Consider the following 14897-nt stretch of genomic DNA (forward strand, 5'->3'; position numbering starts at 1 on the left):
AAAGTCACGCGCCCTCTTTGGCGGAAGACATTCCGCCTTGCAAGCATTGAACAATTGTCACGCTTCCTAAGTAATTTTTGACAGAGACATTCAAGCAGGAGACGACACGATGAAGATTGCAGTGATGGGCGGGGACGGATTCATTGGCTGGCCGACATCATTGCATCTCTCCGACACGGGACACGACGTTCACATTCTCGACAACCTCTCGCGGCGCTGGATCGACACTGAACTTGGGGTTCAGTCGCTGACCCCGATGGACTCGATCCAGGAGCGAACGCGCATCTGGCACGCCGAAACCGGCCGGCGCATTCATTTCAACCTGATCGACCTCGCCAAGGACTACGAACTGCTGAAGAAGTGGCTAGCTGAGAACCGGCCGGATGCCATCATTCATTTCGCCGAACAGCGCGCGGCGCCCTACTCGATGAAGAGCGACCGCCACAAGAACTACACGGTAAACAACAACGTCAACGCCACCCATAACCTCCTGAATGCGCTTGTCGAACTCCAACTCGACGCCCATCTGATCCACCTCGGCACGATGGGCGTCTACGGTTATTCGACAGTTGGCGCAGCGATCCCCGAGGGCTATCTGACGGTTGGCATCGAGACGGCGAATGGCGAGACCGTTAGCCAGGAAATCCTCTACCCCTCCAATCCAGGCTCGATCTATCACATGACCAAGTGCCTGGATCAGCTGCTCTTCCACTTTTACGCCAAGAACGACGGCCTGCGCATCACCGACCTGCACCAGGGCATTGTCTGGGGCACCCACACCGAGCAGACGCGTAGGCATCCGCAGCTGATCAATCGCTTCGACTATGACGGCGATTATGGCACAGTGTTGAACCGCTTCCTGATCCAGGCGGCGATCGGATATCCGCTGACAGTCCACGGCACCGGCGGCCAGACCCGCGCCTTCATCCACATCCAGGATTCGGTCCGCTGCATCGAGCTTGCCTTGAACAACCCGCCTGCCCGAGGCGCCCGTGTCGAGATCTTCAACCAGATGACCGAAACGCATCGGGTGCGAGATCTGGCGGAAATGATCGCCAAGCTGAGCGGCGGCGAGATCGCCTGGCTGCCGAACCCACGCAAGGAAGCGCCGGAAAACGAACTCATCGTCAAGAACGAGAAATTCCGCAAGCTCGGTCTCGATCCGATCACCCTGCAGACAGGTCTTCTGAGCGAGATCGTCGACGTCGCCAAGAAATTTGCCTACCGCGTCGATCGGTCGCGCGTCCCCGCGATCTCTGCCTGGACGAAAGACATTGCGGCGACGATCAACCGCGATCCGGAAGGCAAGAGACTGAAGTCCGTTTCATGAGTGAGCCTCGGCACGCCTATGTCACGCTCGTCACCAACGACGATTACGCCATGGGCGCCAAGGCGCTTGCGGTATCGTTGCGCCGAACCGCCACCCCAGCGGACATCATCATCCTGCATACGACAGGCGTCGACCAAGCCAGTCTTGACCCGCTTCTGCAACTCGGCTGTCGCCTGGTGCCGGTCGACCATCTGCCCCTGTCAGCGGAGTTCAATGAGCGTCATGCTCGATCCAGTCTGCACGCCGCCGCTCCCTTCACGAAGGGACGCAAGCCTGCGTTTCATTCGCCGCTCGACAATTTCTGCAAGCTGCGCCTATGGCAATTGACCGAATATGCCAGCTGCGTCTTCATCGACGCCGACGCGATCGTGTTGCGAAACATCGACAAACTCTTCCGCTATCCTGAGTTTTCCGCCGCCCCGAACGTCTATGAATCCCTGGCGGACTTCCACCGGCTGAATTCCGGCGTCTTCGTCGCGCAGCCGTCCGAAGACACATTCCAGCGAATGCTGGAACGGCTGGATCGGCCGGGGGTGTTCTGGAAGCGGACGGACCAGACCTTCCTGCAGGAGTTTTTCCCGGATTGGCACGGCCTGCCCGTCTATTTCAACATGCTCCAGTACGTGTGGTTCACCATGCCCCGGCTTTGGGACTGGCGGAGTATTTCCGTCCTGCATTACCAGTATGAGAAGCCGTGGGAGACGAATCATCCGAAGGCCGATAAACTGCGGCCGCTGATCGACCTTTGGCATGCATTCTATGCCGACGATGATCTGCCGGATCCATCGACAATGTCCAACCCTGACGAGGCGGCATGAAGGTATTGGTATCGGGGGGAACAGGTCTCGTCGGACGTTATATCGTCGAAGAACTGCTCGCCGCCGGCTATACCGTGATCATCGGCGGCCGCCACGCTCCCCTGCCCCGCTTCTTTTCAAGACCGGTCGAATTCGCCCCGCTCTCGCTCGATCCGACGCGTGATCATATCGAAGCCTTTGACGACGCCTATTTCTTCGTGCACGCCGCCTTCCACCACTTGCCCGGCAAATACCGCGGCGGCGAGGGCGATGACCCGGAGACGTTCAAGCGCCTTAACCTTGACGGAAGCGTCCGGCTTTTCGAAGCGGCCAAACGCGCCGGTACACGCCGCTGCATCTTCATTTCGAGCCGCGCCGCCTATGGCGAGCACGCACCGGGAACCACGCTGATAGAAGGCATGGCTGAGAAGCCGGAGACCCTCTACAGCCACGTCAAGCTCGACGCCGAACGCAGCCTTGCGCATCTCGCGGCGCCTGGCTTCGCAACGGCCAGCCTGCGCTTGACTGGCGTCTACGGCGACTTTCGGCCGAACAAATGGGACAAGCTGATTGAAGATTACCTCGCTGGCCGCCATCTGCCATCACGTGCTGGAACAGAGGTTCACGGAAGAGACGTCGGCGGGGCCGTACGGCTGATGCTGGAAGCGGACACCTATCGTATCTCCGGCGAGACCTTCAACGTCTCCGATGTCACGCTCGATACCTGGGACATCCTGGAACACATTCGCTGGGAGCGCGATTGCCTGAACAGGCTGCCGCTTCCTGCCGACAAGTCACAGCTGACGCCGATGGACACGGCGAAAATCCGCGCCCTCGGTTGGTCACCGGGCGGCATGCCGCTGTTCAATCAAACGATCCATACGCTCGCCACGCGTACATAGGTGGCACAGGCCCACGCAAGCCTGAAGTTGCAGACTACACCGGATAGTGCAATCCGGAGGATAGTATGCAAGTCGGTTCCGCATCAGCGCTCAACATCCTGCGCACCACTTACTCCTCCGACAATCTCACTACGTCGACCGACAGCGCCAGCGCGCGCCTGAAGATCTTGCAGAATGCGGCAAGGGCACAGGAAAGCCTGCGTGAGAGCATGGCGACATCGGCCGAAGCGGCCAAAGCCCGTGCGGCACGCAAGCTTGAGGAAGCCAAGCAGCAGCTCGAAATGCTGAAGAGTGGCGGCTACCCACCGGAGGTCGTTGCCCGGCTTGCAGCCGAACTTGCCCACAAGATCAGCGCCGCTGCGGCGGAATTTGCCTCGGCTGTTGCTGCTAGTGCAATAAACATTGCTTCCACAGCCAATGCCTCTGCGGCAACGGCCGATACCGGAGCGGCGTCGGCAGCTGCCGCAACCGATACATCAGGCACAGACGCGGCCGCGGCGGCGGACAACTCCGACGCGAGCGCCGCCCAAACGGACGAACCCGACGGCGCAACCGCGGCGCGCAACGCCTACCAGAGCGTCGTCGAAGACGGACAGCAGGCGTCCGCAGGGATCTCCACCGAAGACCGAAAGACGATGGAAGAGTTCAAGGCCATCCTGCAGGAGGTCCGGCAGTTGATGGACAAGGCGATGCGTGACTTGCGAGCAAGAACCGGCCAGCAGGCGTCAGGCGCAAACGCCTATTCGGTTGAGGCACAGGCCGACACTTCTGCCATCCCGACGAGCATCACGATTTGAGCTGCTTGCCTTGGGCGGGTGGCCAAACGTCGCATTGTCCCGTTGAAATGATCGGCAAGACCTTTATCGTCTGCTGAAAACAGCGTGATGGACCGTATGACCCCAAAAGAACAGAAAGCCGAAATGCGAGCCGGCCGGCTTACACTGCGCGACGCGATCCCGGAGGCCACGCGCATCGAGATGAGCCTGGCCATGGCCGAGCATGCCGGCGAGGCCGTCGCCTTCGATCCGGGCACTGTCGTCTCCGGCTTCCTGCCGATCCGTTCGGAGGCCGACATCCGGCCGCTTCTGGCGCGCTTCCAGGCACGTGGAGCCCGGCTTTGCGTGCCTGCCATCCTCGACAAGCAGACGATAGTGTTTCGCGAACTTGTGCGCGGCGCGCCGTTGGTCAGCACGGGCTTCGGCACCTCCGGCCCGCCGGCGGACGCCGCCGTGCTCGATCCCGAAATCATGCTGGTGCCGCTCTCCGCCTTCGACAATCGCGGCCACCGCATTGGCTACGGTGCCGGCTATTATGACCGCGCCATCGAGCGTTTGCGGCAAAAAGGCCAGCATCCCAAGCTGATCGGCATTGCATTCGACTGCCAGGAAGTGGCACATGTGCCCGACGAGCCGCACGATGTCAGCCTGGACGCCCTCCTGACAGAAAGCGGACTTCGCTTTTTTGCCTCTTGGATTGGATAGCAATGCGACTGCTTTTTCTGGGTGACATGGTGGGTAAGACCGGACGCACCGCCGTCTGGAACCGCCTCCCCGGCCTCATTTCCGACCTCAAGCTAGATTTCGTCGTCGTCAACGGCGAGAACGCCGCCGGCGGCTTCGGCATCACCGAGGATATCTTCCTCGAGACGATCAATGCCGGTGCCGATGTCGTGACGACGGGCAACCACGTCTGGGACCAGAAGGAAGCCGTTGCCTTTGCCGGACGTCACGACCAGTTCCTGCGGCCCGCGAACTACCCGCAGGGCACGCCGGGTCGCGGCTCGGGGCTGTTCTATGCCCGCAACGGCGCACGCGTGCTTGTCGCAAATGTCATGGGCCGCGTCTTCATGCATCCCGAACTCGACGATCCCTTCAAATCCGCCGAAGCGATCCTCGACGCCTGCCCGCTCAAGGAACAGGCCGATGCGATCATTTTCGACTTCCACGCCGAAGCGACTAGCGAGAAGCAGTGCTTCGGCCATTTCGTCGACGGCCGCGCCAGCTTCGTCGTCGGCACGCACACCCATGTCCCGACCGCCGATCATCAGATCCTGAATGGCGGCACCGCCTACATGTCTGACGCCGGCATGTGCGGCGACTACGATTCCTCGCTCGGCATGGACAAGGAGGAGCCGCTGAACCGGTTCATCTCGAAGATGCCGAAAGGCCGCATGGAGGCGGCGACCGGCCCGGCAACCATCTGCGGCGTCGGCGTCGAGATCTCCGATGCGACCGGCCTGGCTGAAAAGATCGCTCCACTGCGGCTCGGCCCGCGGCTTGCGGAGACCATTCCGGAGTTCTGGCGCTAGTTCAGGCAGGCGTCTGCCATGACGCAAAAGTGAGCAGCGTCCCGGCATTTCAACTGGACCACTGCGGCGCCTTGCCGCATCCTCCCGAGCCTACCCGTGAGCGCGCTGGAGGAAGTGGCATGAAGCCGCGTTTTCTTGTTTTCGCAATCGCCTGCCTGATGGTCTTGGTTGCCGTGGAAGTGGCCGCCGCTCAGGAGGAACGGCGAAACGTCAGCCAGTGCCAGGCTATCGCCCAATCGATCCCACAAGCGACCTTTGCGAGTTTCACAGGCCCGGCCCCAGTCATCCACGCCGGCGCCACCAATCAATCGGTTACGCTGAACTACATTGGGCACTCCACCTTCCTCATTGAAACGCCGGGCGGTGTGACGATCGCGACCGATTACAGCGGCTGGTACTCGCCGCCGCAGGCGCCGATGGTCGTCACCATGAACCGCGCCCATTCCTCGCACTATACTCTGGTGACCGACCCGGCCATCAAGTATGTGCTGCATGGATGGGGTGACGTGCCGGGCGAAAAAGCCAAGATCAACCTGGTGGTCGGCGACACCTACATTCGCAATGTCACCACCGATATCAGGGGCGGTTTCGGCGCGCCGCAGCAGGATGGGAACTCGATCTTCATCTTCGAGGTTGCCGGCCTCTGCATCGGCCATCTTGGCCATCTGCACTACGAACTGACGGAAACCCACTACACGGAAATCGGCCGACTGGATGTCGTGATGGTGCCGGTGGATGGTGGCCTGACAATGGGCTCCGACAGCATGAGCCGCGTCATCAAGCGCCTGCGCGCCTCGCTGATCCTGCCGATGCATCAACCGCGCCCGCTGCAAAGCTTCCTGTCGATGTTCGGACCCGATTTCGACATCAGCTACGCGCCGACGAACACGATCTCCGTGTCGCTGCTCACCTTGCCGAAAAAGCCGCTGATCTATGTCGCAAAGGGCATGCAATAAAAGACCCGGACTGCGCCGGGTCTGTTCTTTCAAGCAAACTGCAAGTGCTGCCTGATGCCGACATCGGGCATCTTGTGATCGTCGAGATTGGCCTTGGCGATCTCCCAGCCGAACCTCAGCTTGCTACCCGTCGAAACCCAGATCTCGGCGTCGTCGACATGCATTGCGAGCATCGTGAGATTCGGATCCTTCTTGCCGTCATCATACCAGGCGGCGACAACTGAGTTCCAATATTCGTCAATCTTTGACGAGTCGGGCCGCACCTCGATCTTGCCTGCGAGGCAGGCATGGTAGTCGTGATCCTTGCCGACCACGCAGAAATGTGCCCGCGTACCCGGCTTGATGGCACGCACGATCGCTGCGTCCGATTTCGTGTAGAACCATATCGTATTCGTCTTCGGATCAGCATTCGGCGCCATCGGCTGCATGTGCATGTCCACTCCATCCACGCCGAGCATGCCTGCATGGATGTCGTTCACCTGGTCCCAGAGCTGGCGTGCCGGGTGTTCCCGCGCTTCGTTGAAACTGGCCATAGCACTTCCTTCCGTTTCGAGGGTCCGTGCTTTGAAACGTCAACTTCGGGGCTTTGTTCCGCCTTTCGGGCTGTATGAGCAACAGGCGCGGTGGAGCCGTTTTCCCTTGAATACGGCCCATTTCGCTCTTATAAGGCGGCCCATTCCTAACAATATGACGTGAACAGGGGTGCCATGGCTGGCCATTCACAGTTTAAAAACATCATGCATCGCAAGGGCCGTCAGGATGCCGTGCGGTCGAAAATGTTCTCCAAGCTCGCGCGCGAAATCACCGTTGCCGCCAAGGCCGGTCTGCCTGATCCTTCGATGAACGCCCGCCTGCGTCTTGCGATCCAGAACGCCAAGGCGCAGTCCATGCCTAAGGATAACATCGACCGCGCCATCAAGAAGGCTGCCGGCGCCGACGGCGAGAATTACGATGAAGTCCGCTACGAGGGTTACGGCCCGGGCGGCACTGCGATCATCGTCGAGGCCCTGACCGACAATCGCAACCGCACCGCCTCCAACGTCCGCTCAATCTTCACGAAGGCCGGCGGCGCTCTTGGTGAAACAGGCTCTGTTTCCTTCTCCTTCGACCACGTCGGTGAAATCACCTACAAGCTTGAGGCAGGCGATGCCGACAAGATGATGGAAGCCGCCATCGAAGCCGGTGCCGACGACGTCGAGACCGACGAGGAAGGCCACTACATCACCTGCGGCTTCGAAGCCCTCGGCGAAGTCGCCAAGGCGCTCGAAACCTCGCTCGGCGAAGCCGAAACCGTCAAGGCCGTCTGGCGCGCCCAGAACAACGTGCCGGTCGACGAGGAACGGGCCCAGTCACTGCTGAAGCTGATCGACAGCCTCGAAGACGACGACGACGTTCAGAACGTCTACTCGAATTTCGAAGTGGATGAAGAGGTTCTGGCCAAGCTTTCGGCCTGATCTATTTCAACCATTTATTCAAAGCCGGTCCCGGAAACGTGGCCGGCTCTTTTGTTTTTGGGCTTTCCATTCACATCAGACGATCGATCGGTCACACGTTCGTTACCCCCAGCCCGCCATTAAGGTCTCGGTAACCCTCTCCGCCTTGAATGCCCCGCGTTCGCTCCAGCCGGTCTGTCTTAAGGCCAGCACCTCTCACACTTTCGGCGGGGAAAATGCCCATGAAAAGAATAGCTCTCGTACTCTCCTTCACACTTGCCGGCGCAATCTCCGCCAACGCGCAGCCGACAATGGTCAAGCAGTTCGAGGATTGGGGCGTCTATTCCTACAGCAAGGGCGGGCAGACAGTGTGCTATTTGCTGACTGTTCCGACAACCAAGCAACCGGCAAGCGTTGATCATGGCAGCAATTTCTTCGTGATCGGCCGGGCGCCGAGTGCCGGGTATGAGCCGCAGGCAATCATGGGCTACGAACTGAAGCCGGGCTCGCGGGTCAAGGTCGCAATCGGCGACGAGACGTTCACGATGTTCACCAGGGGCAAGTCCGCGTGGGTGCTTGAAGAGTCCCGCGAACCTGACGTCATCGGCGCCATGCGTTCCGGCAGCGACATGACGGTCGAAGCCATCTCCCAGCGCGGCACGGCGACGACCTACACCTATTCCTTGAATGGGGTGACCGCGGCCCTGAAGCGCATGGCATCCTGCAACTAAGCCATGTCACGGTACCCCGCAGCACGCCGGCTCGGCGTGCTGGCCGCGGGCTGCTTGCTCGGCATCATGCTCGCCAGCTAACCGACATCAGCCGCTCCAACCCCGCAACAGTCGATCAGGTCCAACGGTTCGTCGAGCGCGAAACGGGGCTTCGCGTGCCCCGTTTCCGAACGAGAAGATCATGTAGCCCGCCATGGTCCACTAGGGACCAGCGCCGCCGAGGAATGTCAGCCGGGTGAAGATCGTATAATGCGACTCCGATGCCATCATCGCCACGAAGACCAGGACGAGGAGCGGTGGCAGCAAGATTGCGTAGACCAGCGCCAGCCGTTCCCAGGCCATATGCATGAAGATGGCAACGATCAGGCCGGCCTTCAGCATCATGAAAACGATGATGAGCGTCCAGCGCGGGTAGCCCTGGATGCCGAGATAATCGACCAGATAGGAGAACGTGCTGAGGACGAACAGCAACCCCCAGACCACGAGGTAAAGCCTGATCGGATGCTGCTGGCCGGAATGCGCTTGTGCCTGTGCCATGATGCGCCTCACCACAGATAGAAGAACGCGAAAATGAAAACCCAGACGAGATCGACGAAGTGCCAGTAGAGGCCCATGATCTCGACGATCTCATAATTACCCTTGCGGCTTGTGAAGAAGCCCCGCCGGCCCGTATCGAAGTCTCCGCGCCATACCTTGCGCGCCGTAATCAAAAGGAAGATCACGCCGAAGGTCACGTGCGTACCGTGAAACCCGGTGATCATGAAGAAGGATGATCCGAACTGCGCCGCACCCCACGGGTTCTCCCAGGGGCGCACGCCTTCGGTGATAAGCTTTGTCCACTCGAAAGCCTGCATTCCGACGAAGGAGGCGCCGAGCAGCGCGGTCAAAAGCATCAACGCTGCCGTCTTCCCGCGCTCGCGGCGATAACCGAAATTGACGGCCATGGCCATCGTGCCGCTGCTGCTGATCAGGATGAAGGTCATGATGGCGATGAGGATCAGCGGAACCTGCTGCCCGCCGATCTCAAGTGCAAAGACCTCGCTCGGATTGGGCCATGCGATCGGCGTCGACATCCGAGCCGTCATGTAGGCAAGCAGGAAACAGCCGAAGATGAAGGTGTCGCTGAGGAGGAAGATCCACATCATGGCCTTGCCCCAGGACACGTTCTTGAACGCTCGCTGATCCGAGGCAAAATCCGCAGCCACACCACTCAGACCGCCGGTATGGCTGCCATGGGCGACGGGTTCTGTTTCAACTCGGGTGAGTTCGGCCATTGTCTGCCCCTTAAGAAACGAGTTGACGGCAGAGGTCGACAAAGTCGTTTGCCCAGCCAGTAAAGAGCGCAAAGAGAAGCAGCCACACGACGAGCATGAAGTGCCAGTAGGTGGCGCAGAGCTCGATGCCGAGGCGCAGCCTGGCGGGCGCCGTGGCGCTGCCCGCGAGCGTTCTCACCCGCGTCCGTGCAAGGACCGCCAGCCCGCCGAGGATGTGGAGACCGTGCAGCCCGGTCAGCATGTAGAAGAAGCTGTTTGCCGGGTTATCGGCAAGCACATAACCGGCCGCAACGAGTTGCAGCCAGGCAACAATCTGCCCCGCAAGAAACAGCACTGCTGTCGCCAGTGCTGCATCGAGGCCCAGTCGTACACCGTCATCGGCGCCCCGCCGCACTTGAACCACCGTCCACTGCAGGGCCGCGCAGCTCAAGATCAGCACCGCCGTATTCGCCCAAAGAAGCCGCGGAATGGGGATCGCCCACCAATCGGCGCCGCTCATCCGGGCGAGATAGGCGCTGGCCAGCAAGGAAAAGAGGGCCCCGACAACCGCAAGAAAAATACCGAGGCCGATCTTGGCCGTCGGGATCGGCGGCTTAGCCGGTTGGTGGATATCGTCGAGCGTGCCGACCTCCAACCATGGCTTCGACATCAACCGCTGTCCGGATATCCACCAGATGACGATGGCGGCAACGCCTGCGAGGAAAATCAGCACGACGCTCATGCTGGCGCCCTCGACAGTCCGGCCGTCGGCGGCTGGTTCTGCGGTATGAAGTCTTCGGCAGCGCCGGGGACACTATAGTCGTATGCCCAGCGGTAGACGACCGGCAGCTCCTTGCCCCAATTGCCATGGGCCGGCGGCGTCTCGGGCGTCTGCCATTCCAACGACGTCGCCCGCCACGGATTGCCACCCGCCTCTCGACCATGGAACAGGCTCCAGACGACATTGAACAAAAAGACGAGTTGGGCCGCACCGACAATCAGCGCTGCGACGGAAATGAACATGTTCAAATCATGGACTGACGGCGGAATGAATACCGTGTCGCCAAGCTCAAAGTAGCGGCGCGGCACACCCACGAGACCCACATAGTGCATTGGGAAGAAGATCGCGTAGGCGCCGATGAAGGTGACCCAGAAATGGATCCGCCCGAGAACCTCGTCGAGCATCCTCCCGGTAATCTTCGGGTACCAGTGGTAGATGGCGCCGAAGACCACCATGATGGGGGCCACACCCATGACCATGTGGAAGTGCGCGACGACGAACATCGTGTCGGACAGCGGCACGTCAACCACCACATTGCCGAGAAAAAGCCCGGTCAACCCACCGTTGACGAAGGTCACGATGAAGCCGATGGCAAACAGCATCGGCAAAGTCAGGTGAATATCGCCCCGCCAAAGCGTCAAGACCCAGTTGTAGACCTTGATCGCGGTCGGCACGGCTATGATGAGCGTTGTCGTGGCAAAGAAGAACCCGAAATTCGGGTTCATGCCGCTGACATACATGTGGTGCGCCCAGACGATGAAGCTCAGCGCCCCGATGATCACGATCGCCCAAACCATCATGCGGTAGCCGAAGATGTTCTTGCGCGCATGCGTGCTGATCAGATCGGAGACGATGCCGAATGCCGGAAGCGCAACGATGTAGACCTCCGGATGCCCGAAGAACCAGAAGAGGTGCTGGAACAGGATCGGGCTTCCGCCATCCGACTTCAGCTGTTCGCCCATCTCGACAATCGCAGGCATGAAGAAGCTGGTGCCGAGCAGCCGGTCGAACAGCATCATTACCGCGGCGACGAACAATGCCGGGAAAGCCAGCAGCGCCATGACGGTGGCGGTGAAGATGCCCCATACGGTCAACGGCATTCGCATCAAAGTCATGCCGCGCGCCCGTCCTTGCAGCACGGTAACGACATAGTTCAGCCCGCCCATCGTGAAGCCGATGATGAAGATGATCAGCGATGAGAGCATCAGGATAATACCCCAGTCGCGCCCGCCCGGCGTACCTGATGTCAATGCCTGCGGCGGATAGAGCGTCCAGCCGGCACCCGTCGGCCCGCCGGGCGCAAAGAAACCGGCGACAAGCACGATCACGGCGAGCAGGTAGAGCCAGTAGCTCAGCATGTTCGCATAAGGGAACACCATGTCGCGAGCGCCGACCATCAGGGGAATGAGATAGTTGCCGAAGCCGCCGAGGAAGAGCGCGGTCAGCAGATAGATCACCATGATCATCCCGTGCATCGTGATGAACTGATAGTAGTGATCGGCGTCGATGAAGGAGAAATAGCCGGGGAAGCCGAGCTGCAGACGTATCAGCCAGGAGAGGACGAGCGCCACGAAACCGATCGCGAACGCCGTCATGGAATACTGGATGGCAATGACCTTGGCATCCTGGCTGAAGACGTATTTCGTCCACCAGCTCCTCGGATGGTAAAGTTCTACATCCGCCACTTCGGCTGGCGGAATGACGTCGGCGGCACTGGTTGGAATATCAACCATCGCATGCTTTCCTTCCTCCTCCCGTTACGACCGCTCCCCCGGTCGCAACGCCGGCCTAGTTGGCCGGTTCAACCGCTGCCATCAGCTGCGAGAACGTCTGCTGCTGCGCGAGCCACGCCTGATAGGCGTCCGCCTCGTCGACAACGACAGTCCCTCGCATCTGCGGGTGTCCAACACCGCAAAGCTCCGCGCATAGCACTTCGAATGTGCCCGTCCGCGTCGGCGTGAACCAGAAATAGGTGACCGAGCCGGGGATCATGTCCATTTTCGCCCGGAACTCGGGAACATAGAAATCATGCAAGACGTCAACCGATCGCAGATGCACGCGAACCGGTTTTCCGATCGGCAAATGCAGTTCGCCACCTGAAATGATGATGTCATCGAGGCCCGCCGGATCACTCCTGATGACGCCGAGCGGATTGTCTGCTGTCACCGCTCGATTGTCAGCCCTGCCAAGCTTGCCATCCACTCCCGGCAACCGGAAATTCCACAGCCACTGCTGCCCGACGACTTCGATTTCCCCAGCATCCGCCGGGACAGTCACGAACTGGTGCCATACGAAGAGACCAGGTGCTAACATCGCACCCACCCCGAGAGCGGTGCTGCCGGCAAGCCACCATTCCAGACGCTTGTTTTCTGGTTCATAGGCCGCTCGGTTGCCCGGCCGATGGCGAAAACGAAAGATGCAATAGGCCATAAAGGAGATCACCGCGACGAAGACAAAGCCAGTGATCCAGAACGTGATGGTGATGGTGTGGTCGATGTAGCTCCAGTTCGAGGCGATCGGAGTCCACCACCACGGGCTGAGCAGATGGAATGCCACCGACCCGACGACGATCAGAACGAGAACCAGCACGACAACCATGCGTTCCTCCCAAACCGCCACAATGTGCGGAAATTACCCGCAATCGTCGGCAGTTGCGTTAGGACTATCTCATAAACAAAGCATCACGGCAATGGCGCGAGCGAGCCTCCCAAATCAGTGGGCTCGGTCGCAATCGGCTGATTTTATTTCGAGAATTGTTTGAGGTAGGCAATCAGATTGGTGATCTCGCCATCATCCTTTAGGCCGACGAACACCATCTTCGTTCCCTTTACCTTCAACTTGGGGTCGTGAAGATAATCGCGCAGCGTCGCGTCATCCCAGACCAGTCCGGCTGTGCCCGCAGCCTTCATGGCCGACGAATAGGCAAAATTCGGATGGGTTCCGGCGGTGCGACCGAACACGTGGTTCAGCGACGGTCCGACCTTGTTCTTGTCGCTGTCGGCAATGTGACAGATCGCGCATTTTTTGAATACCGTTTCCCCGGCCGCCGCATCACCTTCTTGGGCGATAGCGGCCGAGGTGGAAAGACAGAGCAGTGAAATCAAAACAGCAAGACCACGGTAACGCATAGCAATCCTCATCCTCCAAAGGTTGCTCGAAACCGGCCGCACCATTTTTGGCGCGCCGTCCCATTGCACCTGCATCGCCGCAACTCTGCAAACGACCGTGCAATCAGACGAAGCTATGGTGCGGTTGCATTAAGTCAATTCGCACAAATGGCTGTGGAGTCCGACCTAGCCGGGACACGCGGCATTACGCCGCAGCGCTAAGGAAGTTTCCAAGCCCGGCAAAAAGCTCCACCGACGTCAATCTCGCCTCTATGTCGTGGATAGGCATCGAGATGATGACTTCGTCGGCCTGTGTCTCCGCCAGGAACTCGGTGAGCTTCGCCTCTGCCGTTTTCTGGGAGCCGACGACGGCGTACCGCAGCGTATGTTCCACCGTCAGCTTCTCCATCGGCGACCAGAAGCTCTCCATGTCCTTGACCGGGCGTGGGAACTGGCCGCGCACATTTCGGCGCAGATTGACGAACTGCTGCTGGGCGGAGGTGAAATGATATTGTGCCTCCTCGTCGGTCGCGGCGACGGAACCCATGACTCCGACCATGACATAGGGCTTGTCGAGCACGGCGGACGGCGTGAAGCGGCTGCGATAGATATCGATCGCATCAAGCAGCGAATCCGGCGCGAAATGCGAAGCGAAGGCATAGGGTAGCCCGAGCATTGCCGCGAGCTGTGCGCTATAGAGGCTGGAGCCCAGCAGCCAGATCGGCACATTGGAATTCATGCCCGGGACAGCGAGGATCGCCTGGTTCTCGATTGGCGCTCCGAGTAGCTGCTGCAATTCGACCACATCATTCGGGAAGCTCTGCGCCCCGGCGTCCAGATTGCGGCGCAGCGCCTGGGCAGTTCGCATGTCGGTGCCGGGCGCGCGTCCAAGACCGAGATCGACTCGCCCTGGAAACAGCGCCTCCAGCGTTCCGAACTGCTCGGCAATGACAAGCGGTGAGTGGTTCGGCAACATGATGCCGCCGGAGCCGATACGGATGCGCTTGGTCGCCGCGCCGACATGGCCGATGACAACCGCCGTCGCTGCGCTGGCGATCCCCGGCATGCCGTGATGCTCCGCAAGCCAGAAGCGGTTGTACCCGAACTCTTCGGCCTTCTGCGCCATGCGCGCCGAACTCTCGAGCGACTGGCGGATCGTCCCGCCGTCTGGCACCGGAGCGAGATCGAGAATGGAAAAGGGAACCATGGCGAAGCCTGTCGGTGGTTGGAAGGACACGTCTATGTAGGTGTGCTCTTCTTCCATTCCAAACGGGCCGGCAAAGAAAAGGGCCGGTCGCC

General features: G+C 60.1%; 17 protein-coding genes. 9 read left to right on the forward strand and 8 right to left on the reverse strand.

What is annotated here, in order from left to right; translation table 11 throughout:
* Positions 1–109 precede the first annotated feature (109 nt).
* The 7 genes from FHT77_RS14605 to FHT77_RS14635 all read left to right on the forward strand — a co-directional run bounded on the left by FHT77_RS14605 (position 110) and on the right by FHT77_RS14635 (position 6293).
* The gene (locus FHT77_RS14605; protein ID WP_183755707.1) at positions 110–1330 is read left to right on the forward strand and encodes an NAD-dependent epimerase/dehydratase family protein; all 1221 of its coding nucleotides are present in this window, start codon (positions 110–112) and stop codon (positions 1328–1330) included.
* Positions 1327–2148 (forward strand): glycosyltransferase, encoded by an 822-nt coding sequence (locus FHT77_RS14610; protein WP_183755708.1) that lies wholly within the window; start codon positions 1327–1329, stop codon positions 2146–2148. Before FHT77_RS14605 ends, FHT77_RS14610 begins: the two co-directional genes overlap by 4 nt.
* Entirely contained in the window at positions 2145–3029 is an 885-nt protein-coding gene (locus FHT77_RS14615) for an NAD(P)-dependent oxidoreductase (protein ID WP_183755709.1), read from the forward strand. Before FHT77_RS14610 ends, FHT77_RS14615 begins: the two co-directional genes overlap by 4 nt.
* Before the next feature lie 65 nt (positions 3030–3094).
* A complete protein-coding gene (locus FHT77_RS14620) occupies positions 3095–3826 on the forward strand; it encodes a hypothetical protein (protein WP_183755710.1) in 732 nt (243 codons plus the stop codon).
* A gap of 96 nt (positions 3827–3922) precedes the next feature.
* Entirely contained in the window at positions 3923–4510 is a 588-nt protein-coding gene (locus tag FHT77_RS14625) for a 5-formyltetrahydrofolate cyclo-ligase (protein WP_183755711.1), read from the forward strand.
* 2 nt (positions 4511–4512) lie between these two features.
* Positions 4513–5337 (forward strand): TIGR00282 family metallophosphoesterase, encoded by an 825-nt coding sequence (locus FHT77_RS14630; protein WP_016557201.1) that lies wholly within the window; start codon positions 4513–4515, stop codon positions 5335–5337.
* A 119-nt stretch (positions 5338–5456) separates the two neighbouring features.
* The gene (locus tag FHT77_RS14635; protein WP_183755712.1) at positions 5457–6293 is read left to right on the forward strand and encodes an MBL fold metallo-hydrolase; all 837 of its coding nucleotides are present in this window, start codon (positions 5457–5459) and stop codon (positions 6291–6293) included.
* Positions 6294–6322: 29 nt separating this feature from the next.
* On the opposite strand, the gene FHT77_RS14640 is transcribed toward FHT77_RS14635, so the two are convergent.
* On the reverse strand, positions 6323–6826 hold the full coding sequence (locus FHT77_RS14640; protein ID WP_183755713.1) for a pyridoxamine 5'-phosphate oxidase family protein: 504 nt from the start codon (positions 6824–6826) through the stop codon (positions 6323–6325).
* A gap of 174 nt (positions 6827–7000) precedes the next feature.
* Between FHT77_RS14640 and FHT77_RS14645 the strand changes: the two genes are divergently transcribed.
* Together FHT77_RS14645 and FHT77_RS14650 are read left to right on the forward strand one after the other, a co-directional pair.
* The gene (locus FHT77_RS14645) at positions 7001–7747 is read left to right on the forward strand and encodes a YebC/PmpR family DNA-binding transcriptional regulator (protein ID WP_183755714.1); all 747 of its coding nucleotides are present in this window, start codon (positions 7001–7003) and stop codon (positions 7745–7747) included.
* A 221-nt stretch (positions 7748–7968) separates the two neighbouring features.
* Entirely contained in the window at positions 7969–8457 is a 489-nt protein-coding gene (locus FHT77_RS14650; RefSeq protein ID WP_183755715.1) for an invasion associated locus B family protein, read from the forward strand.
* Positions 8458–8658: 201 nt separating this feature from the next.
* Here the strand turns inward: FHT77_RS14650 and FHT77_RS14655 are convergent, their stop codons facing one another.
* The 7 genes from FHT77_RS14655 to FHT77_RS14685 all read right to left on the reverse strand — a co-directional run bounded on the left by FHT77_RS14655 (position 8659) and on the right by FHT77_RS14685 (position 14805).
* Positions 8659–8994 (reverse strand): cytochrome C oxidase subunit IV family protein, encoded by a 336-nt coding sequence (locus FHT77_RS14655; RefSeq protein WP_183755716.1) that lies wholly within the window; start codon positions 8992–8994, stop codon positions 8659–8661.
* An 8-nt stretch (positions 8995–9002) separates the two neighbouring features.
* Positions 9003–9731, reverse strand: coding sequence for a heme-copper oxidase subunit III family protein (locus FHT77_RS14660; protein WP_183755717.1), 729 nt, complete (start codon positions 9729–9731; stop codon positions 9003–9005).
* A gap of 10 nt (positions 9732–9741) precedes the next feature.
* Entirely contained in the window at positions 9742–10452 is a 711-nt protein-coding gene (locus tag FHT77_RS14665; protein WP_183755718.1) for a cytochrome c oxidase subunit 3, read from the reverse strand.
* Complete coding sequence (ctaD, locus tag FHT77_RS14670; RefSeq protein ID WP_183755719.1) at positions 10449–12224, reverse strand: cytochrome c oxidase subunit I; 1776 nt, start codon at positions 12222–12224, stop codon at positions 10449–10451. Before ctaD ends, FHT77_RS14665 begins: the two co-directional genes overlap by 4 nt.
* A gap of 55 nt (positions 12225–12279) precedes the next feature.
* Positions 12280–13089 (reverse strand): cytochrome c oxidase subunit II, encoded by an 810-nt coding sequence (locus FHT77_RS14675; protein WP_183755720.1) that lies wholly within the window; start codon positions 13087–13089, stop codon positions 12280–12282.
* A gap of 143 nt (positions 13090–13232) precedes the next feature.
* Positions 13233–13619: a cytochrome c family protein gene (locus FHT77_RS14680; protein WP_183755721.1), complete on the reverse strand. Its 387-nt coding sequence runs from the start codon at positions 13617–13619 to the stop codon at positions 13233–13235.
* A 184-nt stretch (positions 13620–13803) separates the two neighbouring features.
* The gene (locus tag FHT77_RS14685) at positions 13804–14805 is read right to left on the reverse strand and encodes an LLM class flavin-dependent oxidoreductase (RefSeq protein WP_183755965.1); all 1002 of its coding nucleotides are present in this window, start codon (positions 14803–14805) and stop codon (positions 13804–13806) included.
* Positions 14806–14897 lie beyond the last annotated feature (92 nt).

Origin of the sequence: Rhizobium sp. BK181 (assembly GCF_014193305.1) — a bacterium.
Classification (GTDB): domain Bacteria; phylum Pseudomonadota; class Alphaproteobacteria; order Rhizobiales; family Rhizobiaceae; genus Rhizobium.

Excerpts from the sequence above, each read along its gene's own strand:
- FHT77_RS14665 (WP_183755718.1), bottom strand. The coding sequence starts at position 10,452 with ATGAGCGTCGTGCTGATTTTCCTCGCAGGCGTTGCCGCCATCGTCATC.
- FHT77_RS14640 (WP_183755713.1), bottom strand. The coding sequence starts at position 6,826 with ATGGCCAGTTTCAACGAAGCGCGGGAACACCCGGCACGCCAGCTCTGG.
- FHT77_RS14660 (WP_183755717.1), bottom strand. The coding sequence starts at position 9,731 with ATGGCCGAACTCACCCGAGTTGAAACAGAACCCGTCGCCCATGGCAGC.
- FHT77_RS14635 (WP_183755712.1), top strand. The coding sequence starts at position 5,457 with ATGAAGCCGCGTTTTCTTGTTTTCGCAATCGCCTGCCTGATGGTCTTG.
- FHT77_RS14620 (WP_183755710.1), top strand. The coding sequence starts at position 3,095 with ATGCAAGTCGGTTCCGCATCAGCGCTCAACATCCTGCGCACCACTTAC.
- ctaD (WP_183755719.1), bottom strand. The coding sequence starts at position 12,224 with ATGGTTGATATTCCAACCAGTGCCGCCGACGTCATTCCGCCAGCCGAA.
- FHT77_RS14630 (WP_016557201.1), top strand. The coding sequence starts at position 4,513 with ATGCGACTGCTTTTTCTGGGTGACATGGTGGGTAAGACCGGACGCACC.
- FHT77_RS14685 (WP_183755965.1), bottom strand. The coding sequence starts at position 14,805 with ATGGTTCCCTTTTCCATTCTCGATCTCGCTCCGGTGCCAGACGGCGGG.
- FHT77_RS14650 (WP_183755715.1), top strand. The coding sequence starts at position 7,969 with ATGAAAAGAATAGCTCTCGTACTCTCCTTCACACTTGCCGGCGCAATC.
- FHT77_RS14615 (WP_183755709.1), top strand. The coding sequence starts at position 2,145 with ATGAAGGTATTGGTATCGGGGGGAACAGGTCTCGTCGGACGTTATATC.
- FHT77_RS14655 (WP_183755716.1), bottom strand. The coding sequence starts at position 8,994 with ATGGCACAGGCACAAGCGCATTCCGGCCAGCAGCATCCGATCAGGCTT.
- FHT77_RS14680 (WP_183755721.1), bottom strand. The coding sequence starts at position 13,619 with ATGCGTTACCGTGGTCTTGCTGTTTTGATTTCACTGCTCTGTCTTTCC.
- FHT77_RS14675 (WP_183755720.1), bottom strand. The coding sequence starts at position 13,089 with ATGGTTGTCGTGCTGGTTCTCGTTCTGATCGTCGTCGGGTCGGTGGCA.
- FHT77_RS14625 (WP_183755711.1), top strand. The coding sequence starts at position 3,923 with ATGACCCCAAAAGAACAGAAAGCCGAAATGCGAGCCGGCCGGCTTACA.
- FHT77_RS14645 (WP_183755714.1), top strand. The coding sequence starts at position 7,001 with ATGGCTGGCCATTCACAGTTTAAAAACATCATGCATCGCAAGGGCCGT.
- FHT77_RS14605 (WP_183755707.1), top strand. The coding sequence starts at position 110 with ATGAAGATTGCAGTGATGGGCGGGGACGGATTCATTGGCTGGCCGACA.
- FHT77_RS14610 (WP_183755708.1), top strand. The coding sequence starts at position 1,327 with ATGAGTGAGCCTCGGCACGCCTATGTCACGCTCGTCACCAACGACGAT.